The organism is Pseudoalteromonas sp. BMB (assembly GCF_001709235.1).
In the GTDB taxonomy this organism is placed as follows: Bacteria; Pseudomonadota; Gammaproteobacteria; order Enterobacterales; family Alteromonadaceae; genus Pseudoalteromonas; species Pseudoalteromonas maricaloris.
In genome coordinates this window covers 21,115-38,562 of the sequence record NZ_MBQA01000176.1, presented here as the reverse complement: position 1 = coordinate 38,562, position 17,448 = coordinate 21,115, and the positions used below count along the sequence as shown (strand labels likewise).

The 17,448-nt window shown below is 41.2% G+C and carries 11 protein-coding genes; 2 read left to right on the top strand and 9 right to left on the bottom strand.

Annotated features, from left to right (window positions below):
• Window positions 1–81: 81 nt before the first annotated feature.
• Both BB427_RS15585 and BB427_RS15580 read right to left on the bottom strand, forming a co-directional pair.
• Window positions 82–618: a YaeQ family protein gene (locus BB427_RS15585; protein WP_069021772.1), complete on the bottom strand. Its 537-nt coding sequence runs from the start codon at window positions 616–618 to the stop codon at window positions 82–84.
• Window positions 619–740: 122 nt separating this feature from the next.
• Window positions 741–3,416, bottom strand: coding sequence for a leucine-rich repeat domain-containing protein (locus BB427_RS15580; protein ID WP_254663653.1), 2,676 nt, complete (start codon window positions 3,414–3,416; stop codon window positions 741–743).
• A 335-nt stretch (window positions 3,417–3,751) separates the two neighbouring features.
• On the opposite strand from BB427_RS15580, the gene BB427_RS15575 reads away from it, so the two are divergent.
• Window positions 3,752–4,645 (top strand): LysR family transcriptional regulator, encoded by an 894-nt coding sequence (locus BB427_RS15575; protein ID WP_069021770.1) that lies wholly within the window; start codon window positions 3,752–3,754, stop codon window positions 4,643–4,645.
• A 185-nt stretch (window positions 4,646–4,830) separates the two neighbouring features.
• On the top strand, window positions 4,831–5,628 hold the full coding sequence (locus BB427_RS15570) for a hypothetical protein (RefSeq protein ID WP_069021768.1): 798 nt from the start codon (window positions 4,831–4,833) through the stop codon (window positions 5,626–5,628).
• A 157-nt stretch (window positions 5,629–5,785) separates the two neighbouring features.
• On the opposite strand, the gene BB427_RS15565 is transcribed toward BB427_RS15570, so the two are convergent.
• From BB427_RS15565 to BB427_RS15535, 7 genes are all read right to left on the bottom strand, one after another.
• Window positions 5,786–6,922, bottom strand: coding sequence for a hypothetical protein (locus BB427_RS15565; RefSeq protein WP_045989281.1), 1,137 nt, complete (start codon window positions 6,920–6,922; stop codon window positions 5,786–5,788).
• Between the two features lie 122 nt (window positions 6,923–7,044).
• The gene (locus BB427_RS15560; protein ID WP_069021766.1) at window positions 7,045–8,553 is read right to left on the bottom strand and encodes a hypothetical protein; all 1,509 of its coding nucleotides are present in this window, start codon (window positions 8,551–8,553) and stop codon (window positions 7,045–7,047) included.
• Window positions 8,554–8,564: 11 nt separating this feature from the next.
• Entirely contained in the window at window positions 8,565–9,404 is an 840-nt protein-coding gene (locus BB427_RS15555; RefSeq protein WP_069021764.1) for a GEVED domain-containing protein, read from the bottom strand.
• A gap of 11 nt (window positions 9,405–9,415) precedes the next feature.
• Window positions 9,416–10,663: an internalin gene (locus BB427_RS15550; RefSeq protein WP_069021762.1), complete on the bottom strand. Its 1,248-nt coding sequence runs from the start codon at window positions 10,661–10,663 to the stop codon at window positions 9,416–9,418.
• 56 nt (window positions 10,664–10,719) lie between these two features.
• Window positions 10,720–12,666: a Hint domain-containing protein gene (locus BB427_RS15545; protein ID WP_069021760.1), complete on the bottom strand. Its 1,947-nt coding sequence runs from the start codon at window positions 12,664–12,666 to the stop codon at window positions 10,720–10,722.
• A gap of 10 nt (window positions 12,667–12,676) precedes the next feature.
• Complete coding sequence (locus BB427_RS15540) at window positions 12,677–16,354, bottom strand: PKD domain-containing protein (RefSeq protein ID WP_069021758.1); 3,678 nt, start codon at window positions 16,352–16,354, stop codon at window positions 12,677–12,679.
• A gap of 507 nt (window positions 16,355–16,861) precedes the next feature.
• On the bottom strand, window positions 16,862–17,398 hold the full coding sequence (locus BB427_RS15535) for a hypothetical protein (RefSeq protein WP_045989276.1): 537 nt from the start codon (window positions 17,396–17,398) through the stop codon (window positions 16,862–16,864).
• Between the last annotated feature and the right edge of the window lie 50 nt (window positions 17,399–17,448).

Below are 17,448 nucleotides of genomic sequence, written 5' to 3'. Positions count from 1 at the left end.
CTCTTACAAATCACTGGCAGATATTGCTGCCAGTGAGATCAAGTTTTCAATGAGTTACACCATATAACACTAAGCAGAATGTTACATTAACTGCTGTGGTTTAATTTCAATATTGGCGCTATCAGAGCTTACCCATACTTCGCCATCTTGAATGGTAATAGTAAGCTTAATACTACGATCCGCTAACTGAGCTAATGCCTGAGTCGCACTATAATCCAAGCTGAAAATACTCAGATTTTTAAAGTCGTATAATTTAGGCTGATGTTTTTGCCACCAAATAGCTTGATTATTTTCACCATAGGTGTAAAGGATCACTTGCTTTGATTTATTGCACGCTTTTTTAAGGCGCTTTTCATCAGGCAGTCCTAGTTCAACCCAAAGCTCAATCTCTTCGCTGTAATTTTTAACCCATAGTTCAGGTTCATCGTCAGCGCATAAGCCTTTGGTAAACTCAAGTCCCTCACACGCATTTAGTGCATAAGCAAGTAGCCTGATCATTAACCGTTGTTCGTTTTCAGAAGGGTGTTGAGCTAACGTTAAATTAAAGTCTTGGTAAACATGTCTGTCCATATCACTGAGTGATAGTTGGGCTTTGATAATAGTAGATTTGAGCGCCATAAATTTGCTTAAAAAATTTTTGCGCCAGTATAGCGGGTTGAGATAACAATTTACAGAATGTGATTGTGGAAATGAAACACAGCCTCGCAATGAGACTGTGCTTATTTGAATTGCTTAACGCCCTAGCAGCTAATTGCAGTTATTTGAGATATCCAAATATAGGGCAAAGACTCTTTTAGTTTGCTTACTTGAGCACAGTCGATATTTGGGTTTCCATATATACTTAAATACTTCAGATTGGTCAAATTGAATAGCGGCGACAGATCTGAAATGTTGGTATAGTTCAACTTTAAGCGGGTAAGTTCGGTGTAATCTTTAAGTGAACCATAGTTTGTCAGCTTGGTATTATCCAAGTCCAAATAAGTTAAGGTAGTAGGCAAGCCAAAAAGCGCGAAGTCATATACGGTTTGGCTATTTGTATTTAACTCAAAGGAGGTCAATGATTGAGGCAGTGTAGCTTTAGCCGTTAGTTCACCCGTGAGGCTATAGATATCTAGACTCTGTAAGGTGTGGAGCTGAGCTAAGCTAGGATCACGTAACAACGAACTGTCAACTGAGCCACTTAGTGTTAAAGCCTTAATTGCTTCAAACTGTGTAATTCCATTTAATGATTCAATTGCTGAGCCATCGCAAGAGAGTGAGGTATTACGGACAGCATCTTGATACCTCTGATCTACAATACACTGTTTAAGTGCCGCATCTGTAATTAAGCTCAAATCGACCGGCTTCATAATACAGTTAGAGTTAGAAAGATTTGTTGTTACACCATCGAGAGATTTTAATAGCTCCTGATCATTACAATAAATGGCACTACTTTTTATTTCAAGTCTTTCCAGAGTGTTTAAACTGGCAAGCATGTCAGCTCTAAAAAACTCGGAAAAGTTGCCTAATGTTAATGACTTAAGTTTAGTTAATGATGCTACCTCTGAGATATCAGTCGCCTGAGAATAGTCAATAAAGAGAGTTTCTAAGTTTTCAAATTGAGATACATGGGTGATATCTTCTAGTTCTGTAAAGCCGCCGAGCTTTAACGATTTCAGGCTCGTGTTTATACCTAAAGAGTCAAGAGTTGTGATTTTTGTTTCATTACTATAATGGTATTCTTTTAATAACTCAGCTGATTCGAGCGCAGGAAAGTTAGCCAAGTTGACCATGTTTGAATATCGGTTACTTTTTACGTTTAATGTCTTTAAGTTCGGTAACGTTGCCTCATTTGAAGCCTCAAATAAACTAACTTCTAGGTTAAGTGTTTCTAATGCTTGCATTTTACTTAACGTATCTAGTGCAAAGTTTGAGTAATCGCTGTCGACGGTGAGGTTGCGCATATTTTCAAGCTCAGATAATGCGCTAAAATCCGCGCTACTATCCAATTCATGAATGTACAATTCGGTTAGGCTTGGTGTGAAACTTAGCCAGCCTAGATCATTAACGTTACGTAACTGATCGAGCTTCAATGATGTTAACTTCTGCATCGCTTGTAAAAAGCTAAGAGAAGAAAGGTTTAACCTCTCCAAAGACAAGGATTGAAGTTCCTTAAAAGTTGATAGCTCGCCGGCGTTATCAACGCTCAAATTGTTTAATGACAAAGATGTCAGCTTCGTATTACCACTGATGTCCGCGATATCAAACTCAGCATCACTATAATAACGACTAAGGCTTAGTTTTTCCAACTCACTAAACTTTTCTAAGAATGAGAAATCTTCAATCTGCGTTCTGTTGAGTACGAGTGTTGTCAGATTTGTTTTAGCTTCTATTGCCGTTGAGTCAGCGGCTTCGATATTATTAAGTGTTAATGCTGTGAGGTTAGGTATAGAGTTTAAAAATGACAGTGAGTCCAGATCTTGTATATATGTCAAAGATAAACTTTGCAAGTTACTAAAGCGTTTTAGAGTATTTTTATCATCAATGTTTAGAGTACGTAGAGCCAAACGAGTGAGCTTATCACTTGGAAGTTGACTAAGCTTTATAGTTTCATATTGGTTACTTTCGTTGTCTATTTCAAGCGTATGAAGCTGTGCAAAGCCTGATAAATCTAACAAAGAAAAATCTAGGCGCTTACTATAATTATTACTTTCTTGGGCTTCAACAATAGACAACGACTCAAGTGTATTGAGCTTACTAATTTGTTCTAAATGTGCATCATTATTTGAGCTGTGCTCAGCTGCGGCAAACGCGTTATCGAGCTTTAACGCGGTGAGCGTAGAAATTTGAGCTAACTCTTCGAGATTATCCAATTCTGCGTTTTTAATAGACACCCTAGATAAACCACTAATACCAGAGAGCCCTGCTAATGTTGCAATTGGGTAGTCTGTACAGTCAACAACTGAAATACCTACGTCTTGATGTGTATCTGATAAACATTGCGCTAGCGCTGCGTCTGAAATCGTTAAGCTTGAAAGTGGAGCGTAAGCATTTAGGTTGACAGTTAATTCTTGTGAGCTTGCGCTTCCTTTATCGTCTGTCGCAGTTAACTTAAAAGTTAACGTGGTCGCTTCATTGATGTCAGGTGCACGAAATTCGAGCGTTTCATTATTATTGTTAATCAATTCGACTGTTGTTCCAGCCGTTTGCTCCCAAAGTAACGTTTCAATCGCACCATCTTCATCTGTTACAGTCGCAACAGCTGTGATTGAGTCTCTTTCCATTGCAGTAATTGGTGCTATAGTCGCAATTACTGGTGCTTTATTTGTTGATGTGACTGGTGTATCGCCTTTGTCACCGCCACTACCGCCGCAAGCTGCTAAAGTGGAGGTGAGTAATGAGGCTACGATTCCTTTGTATATAGCGCTTTTAATCATCTTGATATCTTATTTTATTGAATAATCATTGGGCGTGGGAGTGTACGTTATTTAGAAACTAGTTTCCAATAATTACACTCACAAATAAGTAGGTCTTTTTTGATTATCATGTGGATAATTATTAAATAGATATATTACAGAGACCTGTGAAACTTAGCGTTGGCTAAATTTTTATCGCTACTAGTTGGCATTCCTGAAGATGTGCGAATAAGTCGTCGATCTCCGATGAGAATAGTGTTTATTATTTTTGAATCGGCAGGCTTTATCTCTCGATCGGCCTATGTCAAAGTGCCATGAAGCGCACTGACTGAAGGCTATAAAATTAGGTTAGGTATATGGATAAGCTAAAAGCAATTACGGTATTTAGGCGCGTTGTCGAGCTTGGAAGCTTTAGCGCGGCGGCCGATGATTTGTCGTTATCAAAGGCCGCGATAAGTAAAAATATCAATGAACTTGAGGCGTATTTAAAAAGCCCTCTTATTTATAGAACCACGCGTAAGATGCATGTAACTGAGAGCGGACAACAATACTATGACCACGTCAGGACTATTTTGGATGAATGGGTTAGTGCTGATCTTTCTATCATAGAGTCTTCGCAGCAACTTTCAGGGCTTTTAAGGATCAATATTCCAATGTCGGTAAGCATATTAATGTTAAATCCAGCCATTTGTGAATTTATGAAACAGTACCCCGAAATATCGGTAGAAGTCGTCATGAACGATCAGTATATCGACTTGGTCGAACAAGGGATTGATATCGCAATACGTGGAGGACAAGCACTAACAGACTCCACGCTTAGGTCCAGAAAACTAACTACTATGGATCGCGTTCTTTGCGCTTCTCCATCGTACTTAACACAATATGGTACACCTACAACTCCTCAACAGCTGATATTGCATAATTGCTTGGTTTATAGTCTATCTTCTTCAGCAACTCGGTGGACATTTTCGCGAGAGGACGACACGCAAGTTGTCAATATCCAAAAGAGCAATTATTCCGTTAATAACGGTTTGGCTTTAAAACAAGCCGCATTAGCTGGGCTTGGAATCATGATCCTTCCAGAAGTGTTTGTTGCAAAAGAAATAAACTCTGGTGAATTACTACCGTTGTTACCGGATTGGAAAATTAGTCCCCATGCGCTCTACGCGGTTTATCCCTATCATAAAGCGCAGTCACAAAAAGTGCGTGTATTCATTGATTTCTTAACTTCCTACTTAAAATATGAATGACTCAGATATTTAGTCTAAACGCCACATAGTATGCGCGTACGCTGCTGTTTTATTGTTTACTCTCAGTGTTTAATTTGTTTACTGTAACTATGTTTTTCTACTCATAATTAATATTTAGACTTGGAAAATAGGCTTGACAGTGATGGTTTTGCCTTACTTGTCTAATTGTTTGAGGAGAAATTAATATGAAGAAGTTTTCTAATTTGGTGCTTGTTGCGCTTGTTTCGGTATTGCCCCTATCAAGCGGTATCGCCAATGCCACCCAGAGCGAAGGGCAGCTTATATTGTCGTATAGTGATGGCAGAGCTGAGTCAAAGGGGATTGCGCAGGTAAATAAAGTATTACGCCGTGTTGGGGTGAGGGTGAGCACCGTGAATATTCCAGAAGAGGCTCGGCCGATTCTGGAGGTGTCCAAGAAAAGAGCGATTAACGAACAAGAAAGCATGCAGTTACTGTCGTTATTTTCATTACACAGAGGCGAGCTACTAAACGAAATCAAGCAAGCAGGGCGTCAACCGGAAATGCATCGTGGTGGATTCTTATCTACTTCAGAGATAGGCGTTGCACCTTATCCTAAGATATACGACATGAAAGCGATGAGCAGCGAAGTTAAGTTCTATCTACAAGAAAAGTTTGGGAAACTACATGTCAATAGCGCCGAAAATGGCGTTGGCATCGATGAAGTGATGACGATTGTATCAGGTGGTCCATGGACCTGGTTCTTTTTACTACCAGATAACGTGATCGGTAAGCTAACGTTAGGACAGGTAAGTAATCACAGTAACGCATGGCGTATTAGCTACCCGGGACTTGTTCCACACGGAGGCTTTTTGGACTCTGAATATGGCTTAGTAGTGGCCTACGCGCACGGACCAAAAAATTTCGTTATGCGATATGAAGATCCGAGTGTGGAGGGTGCTGAGCTATTAGGCACTAATACATGGATTGATTTTACGTCTGAGACGCCAACATTATTAGATTAAGAATATCTCAGCGGTTCCACAGCGCTTTTTGAGGTGACGCTTAATTGCGACATAGAAGAAGCGAGGCTATATAGCCTCATTGGTTGGAGAATAGAGTGGTAAGGACAACGGGTTAAGGGCGTGTGCTAGCGCGCTCCTTTTCCTGAAGTTGGTTCGCCTAATCAACGTTTGCGATTGCAGATTCTATGCGATTTTCACAAAGGGTAGTGCCGGGCAGTGTCGCACAGTATTCGCCAGCTTGCTCGAGTCCGATGCGCTGCGTATTGCGGGCAGAAATACGAGCTGTAAGCTGTTCGATTTCAAGCGGGTCTTCAGACACAGCTTTAAATGCACTCAACCTTTCTATTTCGTCATAAACTAAATCTTGATAACTTCTGAGTCTGGCGGACAGTGCAATATAGCGGTTAGATAGTGCGGTGTGACCAGCATAGGCGAGGTCATAATGGCCAGAATCTTCATAGCTTTCGACTTCGTACTTTAAAACGTTTAAATGTTCGTCTTTAAGGTCGTCGACATACTCTCCACCGTCTAGTAAGTAGCTAAATAAATTGTCAGCGTATGTAATACAGGGAGTTAGATTATCGGTTTTGCAGTGTATGGTGCCATTTTTACTGAGTCTAGCGAGTTCTGGCGTCATCCCCCCATCGGTATTCACCTGAATCGTATAGACGGCATCTTTGGTTGCCTCTTGAAATACTTTGGTTTTAGTAAAAGTTTTACTGAAAAAAAGAAATTTCACTTTGATTTTGGTCTGAAACCATTCGTATTTTGTGCGATCTTTAAAATGGAGCTTAGCGGTAACATAGATACGAGAACCAAGTTTGATATTGTGGATGAAGCTGTCACCACAGCGGTTTCTGACCTGAGTCGGATCTGTACTGAGTAGCTCGACAAAAGCGGGTTTGGTGGTTCGATTTTCAAAGTTATAACTTCCTTTTTCATAGGTTAACTCGACCGCTGAGGCAGCTGAATTTCTATTTTTGGTTACTTTCCTGCGCATGGAAAACTTGGCTGAGCCACCAAAAATAACTAAGTTGATACCAGCCTTTACACTACCTGTAATGGTATTGATCATGGTGTCGGAGTCAAAATCGCCACGATAAGCCAAGTCGCCCATGCTACCACCCTGAAATTGCCACTGACCATCGAGGCACGATTCAAGCGGTATGCCTAATTCCTGTTCAAATCCCTGTCCGAGTTTTTCATGCTCAGTATTTAAAGAGTAATAGGTATGTGCATTTGCATAAAAGCTTAACAGGCCACAGAGCACTATTAATATGGTTCTTAAGTGCATACATAAATTCCTGTAGATGGTTTACTGTGGGAGAGGCGAACAAGTAATAATTCAATGTTCGAATGTTTATTACTTGCCACGCCTCAATTGAACTAATTGAGTCTTAGCGTTTTTACTGCTCACTAATTTTCAAAAGCGGTTCCATAGGTTGGTAGGGCTGATTTACATGGTAGCCAAACCATCACGCCCGCAGCAGGGTCATTTGCATCAACAAAGGAAGGCGCCCAGCCCAACTGTCTAAACCCAAGTGATACATGATTTTCTTCAACCCCAAAGTTTGCTGTTGCTTCTCGGGCATTTTCACATTTGAAGTATTGCGTCATGTTATCAGCTGGTATATTCAGATCGGCAAGCGTGTAGTTTTGTATGCAGCCGACGCCACTACCACTACAGGTATTTAGGTAATCGTTCCACGCATCTGTACAAGCTGTACCATAAGGATTATCGCGACAAACTCGAGCATATTGCTCATAAATCCATGCATTGTTGTAAGCGGCTTCTTGTACGCCTTCTGCTTTTTGACGTTGTACATCCGTCATCCAACTGGCGTATTGCGCAAGTACACCACGCGCACGGTGTTCATGATTAACCGACTTTTTGAATTGATCTTCAAGCCATAAAGTACGGTAAGTGGTTTCAAAGCGAATATCTTTATTACCTGAATCTAAACGACGTACATCTTGTGAGCTGATCTCGTAAGGCGTTGCCTTGTAGCGCACTACGTTGTAATCAGATAGCGCATTAAACTGATTACCAAAGTCGTTCTTCGCATAGTTCACCGCTTGCTCAAATAAAGTAAAGCAAGGCTCGTAGTTATCGAGCGAACAAGTGATAATATTGTTAGGGATTATGCTGAGAAGCTGTTTAGGATCACCGCCTTTTTGTAAGGCTCTGACGGTAATGCGCACACTTTTCTTTAGGTCCTCGTCGATATAATTAAGCTTACCATCGACGCTAATACCGATATTACCAGCACCGTAACTTACCCCTAAGTAACCGCCAATTTCACTTTTGTGCTGCTCACTTAAGTATTCAATTTTCATGTTAATGAGTAGCTGTGCACCGTATTCAATCTCACTGATAAATCCATCGCCTGCCATGCTCATTAGTTTACTTTGGTATTCATTCGCTAGCGTATTACCTGACGGGGTCAAGGTGTAACCAATGTTGGCATCCACTGGCATAAGTACACGCTTTTTCGGTGTTAATGATGCTTGGAAAGTATAAGTATTAGAAAACTCAGTCGAGGACATTTCCTTGGCTAAGTGACCGCCAGCTTTCACACGAATGACTGGAAAACCAACATCAACATCAACATTACCGTTGAGTTGACGGAGCACTTCGTCATAGCTGCCATTGTTTACTAGTTCAAATTGCACTCGGGTATTACCGAGAGTCTCAACTGTTTCCCCTGCGACAGTTTGAACATTCAAAAAGCGTTTTTGGTCGCTGTTATAAGCCGTACCTAGTACAATGTGATCGTTCATCAATCCAGGGATTTCGCTTTGAAAGGTATTCACATTTAGTGCTTTTTGCATTAATTCCGCTTCGTTCACAAAATTGGAATCTGCGAATGCGAAAGGTGTAGTGCCGGCAATAAGTGCCGCGATAGTCTGTTTGTATAAGTTCATGTTGCCACCTATTACTTCACGTAAAGGAGGTAATCTTCTACCTCTCCGGAGTCTACTTCTTTACATGCGTCATTGCTGCCACCCAAGTAATCCATGGTAACGCGCATTTTCGTCATGCCCTTTTTAGCGCCCGTTGGCGGTGTAATTTCTACCTGAACGGCTTGTTCTGAAACACCTGCAAATAAGGTTTCTTTTGTATCGTTAAAATCACCATCTTGGTTCCAGTCTATAAACACATGCCAAGTTTCCGGGTATGTTTCTGCACTACTAAATCCTGGGGTTAACGTTAACTGGTAGCTTCTATCGGCATATATTTTCGCAGTATCACCAACATAGTTACTGTAAAAGGTGTTGCTACTGGTGTTTTCAAGATTAGAAAATTTGACTGATTGGATAAACTCATAGGCACGTTCACGAGACTTAGTGGTGCAGTAGTTCGGCATTGCAGGTGTAACCATCACCGCGCTTATGCGATAATCTGATGGGATCTGCAAACAAGAAGTCGTTGGTGATTTACCCGCAAACCAGTTCTTTGGATTCGCATTGTCTTCATCTCCAAAGGTAAGGTATTTTGCATCGGTCCTGAGGGTACTATTTTTGTATAGCATTACTTTTTTAAGATTTGCTATTTTCTCATCATTTGGAATGGGAGTTGTGGGATCAAAGATATTATCAGAGACTTCAACCAATAACCCTGGGTAGCACTTTTCCAACCATTGAAAGCGTCCTAACGCTTGCTGTGGCGTAAGTACATCTCGAGATTCAAATAAAGTCGTATTTGCCTGCGCTGATGGTGCTATTGTGGCAGCGAATGAGGCAATTAAACTGCTGGTTAGCATGACTTTTAACATAGTCTTATTCCTTATAATTCTAGCCATTTACGGTCATACTGATGAACGCGGCCACGAGTCTGTAGCTCTCTATCGCGACAGTAATTACCAATTGGATTACGCTTACAATAATCAACGGCGTCTGCCAGAATAAATGAGTTAAAGAGTGCATTATCGCGAATGGTCTCTAATGCAGTTCGATGTGAGTTATTCAGCTCACTGGCGTAGTAATTGAGTAGGTTATCGGCACGACGATTGTCGAGAATTGCCTGGACCCAATCATCACTCATGTTTTTTAATGCCAATTTAGTCAAGATGCTTTTGGCTGGATAGACATCATCAGGTACTAAGGGAGATAGGCTTGGTCCTGAGTCGGTATAACTTTGTGTTAAGACTCGACCAACGTTGTATTTATCTAAGGTATCAAACTGAGTGACGTAGTTAGTTTTGATGTAATCGATGCTGTTTTTAAACACATCAAAGCATGGTGTTGGGTTTTCCATCGTGCAGTTGACGAGCTGATTAGGGATCACCTTCAATAGTTCAGTTGGATCACCACCAAGTTGCAGCGCAGAAACGGTAATTTTGATGTTACGCTTCACATCTTCGTCTACTTTTTGCAGTTTACCACTGACACTGACCTTACCCGCCCAGTCAACACCAAGCTGACCACCCCATTTGACTTTGTCTTCGTCATTTTTATATTGGAACTTGAGATTGATCATGACTTGAGAGCCGTACTCAATCGCTGATACAAACTCATTACCAATATTATTGAATTTATCTCCAGGGTTAGCATTGACCAAATCAAGCGCCGCTTGTGTTGGCTTAAATCCTGTCTGAGGATCCGCAACTAACAGCCGTTTTTTCGGTTTCAAAGAGAGAAATAGGGTGTAAGTGCCGGTGTAGTTATCTGCGGCATTTTGTTTTGCGTAGCTTGCGCCAACGCCAACTTTTATGACTGGAACATCAAGTGCAGCGCCTAAGTTACCATCTAGCATGCTAGATAGTTGGCTATAGCTCATATCTACACCGACTACAAAATCCATTTCGGTATTGCCATAGGTTTCGTCAACTCGGCCAAGCACACTTTGCAGTGCATAAAAACCTTCTTTTTCACTATGGTAAGCAGTACCGAGTGTCACTGAGTCTAAATCAGAGTTATTTGCTTGGGTAGTGAACTCAGGATTAGCAATTTGATCAGCAGTAGCTGAAAAACTGCAGGCAAAAAGTCCCACTACCCCCATGGCACGTGCCAATGGAGAATGTATAAATTTCATGTTGAATTCCTTACTGAGAAGTATGGCCCCTCAATCGGAGAGGCCAGATGCAGCGATTAGTTCAGGCTGTTGATGTAGTCTGTTTTCCACTTTTCAGGAAGGCGTTGGAGAATCTCTTCTTCAGACATGCGTACGTCCTGATCTTTGTAGTTGAACTCATCTTGTGTAGCAAGATCGCCTACCGCCATACCATTGGCAAACATGGCAAAGTTACGTGACTCAGCTAGTTTAGAATCTGCTGTTGGAGCAAGTTTTAGGTTATAAATCTTGTCGCGATACTTCTCTTTAGTCACGCTTGTTACCAGCACCGACCCATTCTCAGTTAAGATACGGTCGCCAACTTTAAGTTCTTTCGCCCAAATAATCCCTTTATTTGACGTCGAAATTGGGTGAGTCTCAGTAGTTAAGATATCAGAGCCATCAGCGCCTTTTACGCGATACATCTTGATAGCTTCAATCCCAACCGACACATCAATAACTTGCATTGGTTCTTTAACTTGGGTATTCGAAGCAAGTGCACCTAATACCAAATCGCCTTTTGCTATGTCTTCAATGGCAAGTTGTTTGCCATCGGCCATGGTGATCATTGTGCCTGTAGCTAGACAGCTGTAACCTAGCTTCATCATAGGTAATACTTCACTATAGAAGTTACCAAAACGCGTTGCTGTTTCTGACGTTAGTGAAACTTGGAATGCAACGGCACCACCACGTCCTTTCTTAAAGTACGGATAACCTTTAACAGCAAAGGTCATATACCAGTTTGCTTCAGCGATGTTTGAGAACAGTTTGGCATTACCAAAACGGCCCTCAGAACGTGGAATATTCCAACGGATAATCGACTCTTGGTTTACTGTATCAACTTCGAACTCCAAGTAATCGGAAAATTGCTTAACCGCGTTTTCGAGCCCTTTATAGCTTTGCTTTGTCGCGCCGCCATAGATACCTTCTTGTAGATAGATATTCGTTGGTTCATCTATACCGTTTGGCAAATCGCCTACAGTTGGATAGATTTCAGTGATCTCGTGAGGAACACGTAACTCGCCGTTGAATGGGATATTTACATCGGTAATTTCATTCGGTTCACGGTATTGATCTGCTGCGTAATCACAGTCAGTATGACTACGGTTTAAACAGATTTTAATAACCGCGTCGTTGTTTTTATCGATTGGCGCAGTCGCATTATATTTCGGACGTGTATCCAAAGATGAGCTGATCCCTACGTTAAGTGCAGAAGCCTCACCTTTTGCTGCTGGTGCAGCAGAGCCATACAGCGCTTCAAAGTGCTCCCATGAGAATGGGTATTCAGTGTACTTCATCGTCGTACTGATAGTGCCATCTTCTTGCTCTAGTTCAACGTATGAACTTGCGTAAATGGTATCTAGGTTGGGAAAGTTTGCTTTCAATGACTTCAGTGAAATAGTCGAAGTTGCAAGTGTGTCTTTACCATCTAATACATTAAATGTAGAACCTAAAGGCGCAAGCTGATTACCATTTGCATCTTCTAACAACAAGTCGATGTAGGTCGCTTTTGTACCACCAAAGCGTGAGCTTTTTGCACGTACAATGAGATAAGGTTCGTTTGTATCAGACGAAATAGCTAAGTTCATATCCAAGAAGAAATGTGCTTCTTTAATAATATCCACTTCAGTTTCACTAACTGGCGGCACTTCAGAGGTGGTCATATTCATTTTGGCTGATAAGTGCTGTCCTTTTGCTACATCTAGCGTTTTGTGTAGCTGTGGGAACTCGCTCTCAATACGGTTTGCTTTTATTAAGCGTGACTTCGCCAATTGATAGTGCTGCGGATTGGACATATCGAGTTTACGGATCCCGAATTGGTCTGGCTGAGTTACTGCGATACCCTGGGTTGCAGCAGGACCAGACTTCTGTTTCGACGCCGTGGTAGTCGGTTGTTCATTAACACTGTTGCTAGCAGCAACCGCATTGCTGACTGCTAACGCGATTGCAAGCGGCATGAGCACCTTTTTGTTTAGTTTTTTCATTTTATTTTCCTTAATTCTTATAGATTTCTACAAGGTAGTCTTCAATTTCTCCGCTCCCCGAGGTCGCGGCACTGCTATAGTCAGAGCAAGGATCGATACTATTTACTCTGCTAAATCCGTAATACTGCAAAATTCTCATTCGAGTCGTTGTGACAGGTTGTGACAGCTTATTGCTTGGAATGCTAAATTCCCCCTCAACATAGCCTTTACCGTAGTCTTGGTTAGTTTGGTCAAAATCCATGACCAGCAACTCTGATTTGTTGTTTCTCCAATCGCCATCGCCAAATTGACCGTCGCCGTTTAAATCTATCCAGATGTGGTAGTTTTCAGCGAAGGCTTCATTGCCTGCATAACCTGCCTCAATACGATAAGTATTATTCTGTGTGGCATAGAGCTTGATTGGATTGTTAGGATTAACGACACCAGGTTGCTGTGCATTGCTAAATGGACCATCTTGATTGAAAGTCACGTTACTGATGTGTTCATAATCGGTCAGGCCTACAGCCGTGCAATATTCAACAGGTTGTGTTGATTTAAGCTCTAGCAGCATATTTTTGGTACCTGTAACTCGGCTTCCCCAATCATCCCAAATAGGTTTGTTGTAACTAATAGTTAGGCTTGCGCTAAAGTTACCTGCGGCTTGATAGGTGTGTTCGGTGTCTTGGCCAAAATCACCAGTTTGCGTAAGTGTTGAGCCATCTCCAAAGTTCCATTCCAATGTTACATCTGGGTATCTTGAAGCATTATCAGGTTTTGTGGTGGTATTACTGAAGCTGACCTTAAACGTACCGTCTGCTTGTTCGCTTACCGTGTAGCTCACATCAGGCGTAAAGCTCGTCTCACCAATTTTCACTGTTTCAGTGGTAGATTGTGTGCCATCAGCATGATTAATTGTGAGTGTGATCGTGTACTCGCCATCGGCTTGATAGGTGTGCTGAGTGTCTCTTACCGAGGACGTGACACCATCTCCAAATTGCCACTGTATTGTGCTACCTTTAGGGATAACACTCTGATTTGTATCTACATAAACAGTACTACCGGATTTACGAGGTGTGAATCTTGCCGTGATAGTGGTGTTGAACTGAACTTGTTTGTTCCAGCTTCCAATTACCTTGTTGAATCTGTCATATGCTTTTAGCTCGACCGCATAGTTGCCAGATTGCGCATATTGGTGAATAGGCGACTTTTCACTACTGGTTGTGCCATCGCCAAATTTCCAATGCCAACGTTTAACACGTGCATCGACAGTATTGTTTTCAAAGCTAATCTGATTGACACCTTGGTTTGTGCTGATCCTTAAATCAACAGGATCTGTGTTTTCAATGAGCTTCACTGTGTAGTCTTCAACTTCACCCCAAGACATGTCACCACACGCGGATTTCACTAGACCAAATGACACCATAGTTCGAAGGCGGTAGCTTTGGTTTAGCTCACCACTCAATGAGATCTCGCCAGTCAATTGCGTTTTACTGCTGCCAAAAAGTGCGAGTTCTTCTGTCTTATGAAATAAGCCATCATTATCTTTGTCTAACCAGACATAAAAGTTCTTTGTCTTGTCTTGAGTATCTGGGTGGGGTGCTGCGGTTAGCGTTACATTGAGTGCTTTACCATCCTTAACTTCGACTACATCATGTGAGTAGTCGCTATAATTGCTTGATGTAGAATCGTTTTTGTAGCTGTTCAACGAAACTGATGATAAGTAGTACTTGCTATGATTGATGCCTTGCGCGGGGCAATAGTCGTCAAAAACTTCAATAGGCAGCATAAAAGTATCAGACTGACCAGAGGGGGCGATGGCGGTCAGTTCAACATTGTATTCGCCCGCAGTAGTATAGTTGTGTGTAGGCTCAAAGGCGCTACTTTGTGCACTTCCATCACCAAAATTCCACTGCCATTGCCAGCCTTCGCTGTTACTAGCCGAAACTTGCTGGCCGTCACGGCGAGTTAAGTTTTTAAAGTCAAAAGCTAAGAATTGACGATCAAAGCCAAGTTCACTCTCGAGTCCACGGTCTACCTTCAAACCGATACCGACTTGTGCAAATGCCTTACGTACGTGGTTTTGTAAATCAGTAGCTTGCCAGTTGCTACCATCTTGCTTTTTAACGCCATCTTGAGTCAGCTGATCAGTTACCGTGTGAGTTTGTCTCATTACACAATCAGCACCAGTAAGATAAGTACTATTGCTGGTCCAGCAGTTTTTATTTGCGTTAGCAAACAAGATAAAGGCGTACTTTGTATTCCACGGTGAGGTTTCGTTGTCTAGATCTGCAGTCGTGAGGTAATAAAAAGCTTTGTTAAATACGCCTGCGCCATGGTGAGAAGTGACTGAGTCGTCATAGTCCTCAACATGATCAATCGAATTTCCATCTAGCGTAGGAGTTTTGAAATAACGCAGTGCATCATCAAGGCGGAACGTTTCGTGATTACTTTTCCAATCATTCGCGCCAGAGTAGAAGAATTCAGCTGCTTCACCCGCCATATCAGAAAAGGCTTCATTGATGGCACGAGCTTGACCTGTCAGCATTGATTTTGGCGTATTTGAGCCATACTCTTCGGTAAAACCGTGAGCGATTTCATGGGCAACTACATCCAAGGAAACCATAGGATAGAAGAGGTAGTCACCATCACCAAAATAGACCTCGCCGTTTTCATAAAATGCCTGATCCATGTTTAGACCGTAATGGACATTTTGAATTATCTTTTTATTAAAGTAGGGTTTATGTCCAAGATAAGCCTCGAACATCAAGCTTGCTGTTTGTCCATGATGATGAGCATCATTTAAGGCAGAGCGAGCGCCGTGATATTCTTTATAGTCATTGCGAGTTGAATCTGAGCAGTTATAGCTATAAGGCGTATTAACTTGCGCGGTACCGTGATTGTAGTTTCTGGTCTCAACGTTTTTTGCATCAAACAAGCAGTTAGTTTGCTGAGCATCAGTTTCCATGGCGACAACAAAGGTCTTTGGTGGGTAGGAAACGTAATCTTCTTGTTGATAATCTGGGCGTGAAACCTTGTCATTACCAGATGGTCCGCTTCCGCCTTCATACACAACGCGCTGCAATACATCTGATTGGCTGATAAGCTCGTTTGTTATTAAATCTACAAAAGCAAGGATCCTTTGTGGCTTAAAAGGACCAGACTTAAAATCGGTGAAAAAAGTAAGCTTGGCAGCGTGTCGGGCTTTGCCATGAGCATCTATATAAATTACTTCTTCTGCTGATGAACGTCTAAAAATTCTAGGGCGTTCACTGGTAAACTGAGAAATGACTGAGTCTAAAGTCGCGCTAAGTTGTGCTTCAGAAACAGGAGCGAGCGTGGGTATATCTTTAGCGACGTTAATAATGAGATCACCATAAACTTGCTCAACAGCGCCATTTTCGTCTGTCAGCACAACAAGGTCATGATTCCAGATTGGAATATTCTGGTACTTTTGAGTTATGGTATGGCTTTGCTTCGTTTGACCTACTTGGCTTTGATGAAATGTAAGCGTATGACCTGTGTATTGCGCTGCAAATGTTTTCAGCGTTAGTAGATAGTTTTGATTAGAATCATCACCAAATGTGGATTGTTTTTGTTGTAAAGTTGGCGCAATTTTCTGCGTGTCATTGAATAAAGAGACGCGTTCAGCGCCGTGACAATACATACTTATCGCTGATGCTAAAACGCACAGAGACTTTAACCCTTGCATGTTAACTCCATAATTATTTTGAAGATTCCTTCCCACTAAAACGCAACTACTCAATACATGAGATATAAGAGCGAATGAGTGCGGCTGATTATTAGTGCTATTACTTTGAGCACAAACTCTAAGGTAATAAAGAATTTCAAATAAATAAATAACAAAAAATAAACAAAATAATAACCTTATGTTTTCGTTGGGAATTTAGGAGGAGGTTTTATTTTTTGTTATTTTTATCTAACTAATTATTATTGTTGAATAAATCTAAATTTTTTTAGAGCTTATAAAAAACTAAGAACAGCTAATACGCTAGGAGAGGTAGTCATCATTTTGTAATGTAAGGTAAATTTTAATGCTGGCAGATTTACTATTTGTTCCGTTATTAGGAGCTTTTGCAAAATATTGATGAAATAAAATGAATAAGAAGCGTTGTTTTGGGTTGCTTAATTAAAGAGGAAATTGGTCTGGTAAAAAGTACCTAGCTGTTTTATAAGCACTAGGTACTTTTTGTGATCTTTATTGAACGGTTACATTAATGTAGTTAGTAACAAAGGGCGATATCTCAATAGTTCCTGTCGCGTAAACATCTTTACCCACATCTTCACCTTCAATTTTTATATAGTATTGTCCAGCTGGGATAACGATATCAGTGTAGTAATGTGTACCAAAGTGAATTGAATCACCTTTTACTAACCAGCCCTCGGGTGAAATTTCGTATAAATAGCCTTCGCACTTAATTTTACCGATCCGAGGGTGTTTGCATTCGTTAAATTTAAGTCTGGTTTTACCGTCTGGGTTTTTTGCCGTTTTTACAAATGCCAATGAGCCATAATCTCGAGCCGTTTTCGTTGCTTGATGGGGCCATACTTTTTCTTTGTTAATTGAGTAATCATTGCTAGAGCCGCTACCCGTCGCCGAAACCACAGTGCTTGAGCTGCCAAAAATACCGTTGATGGCACCGTCAACACCGTCGTTAACTACACGATTGATATCATTACTTTTACATGCGGTAAGAGAGATAAGTGAAAGTGCGATAAGTGTTACTTTTTTCATTATTTGTCCTTGAAGTTCCATTCGCATCAGCATTTTTACTTAATGTTAGC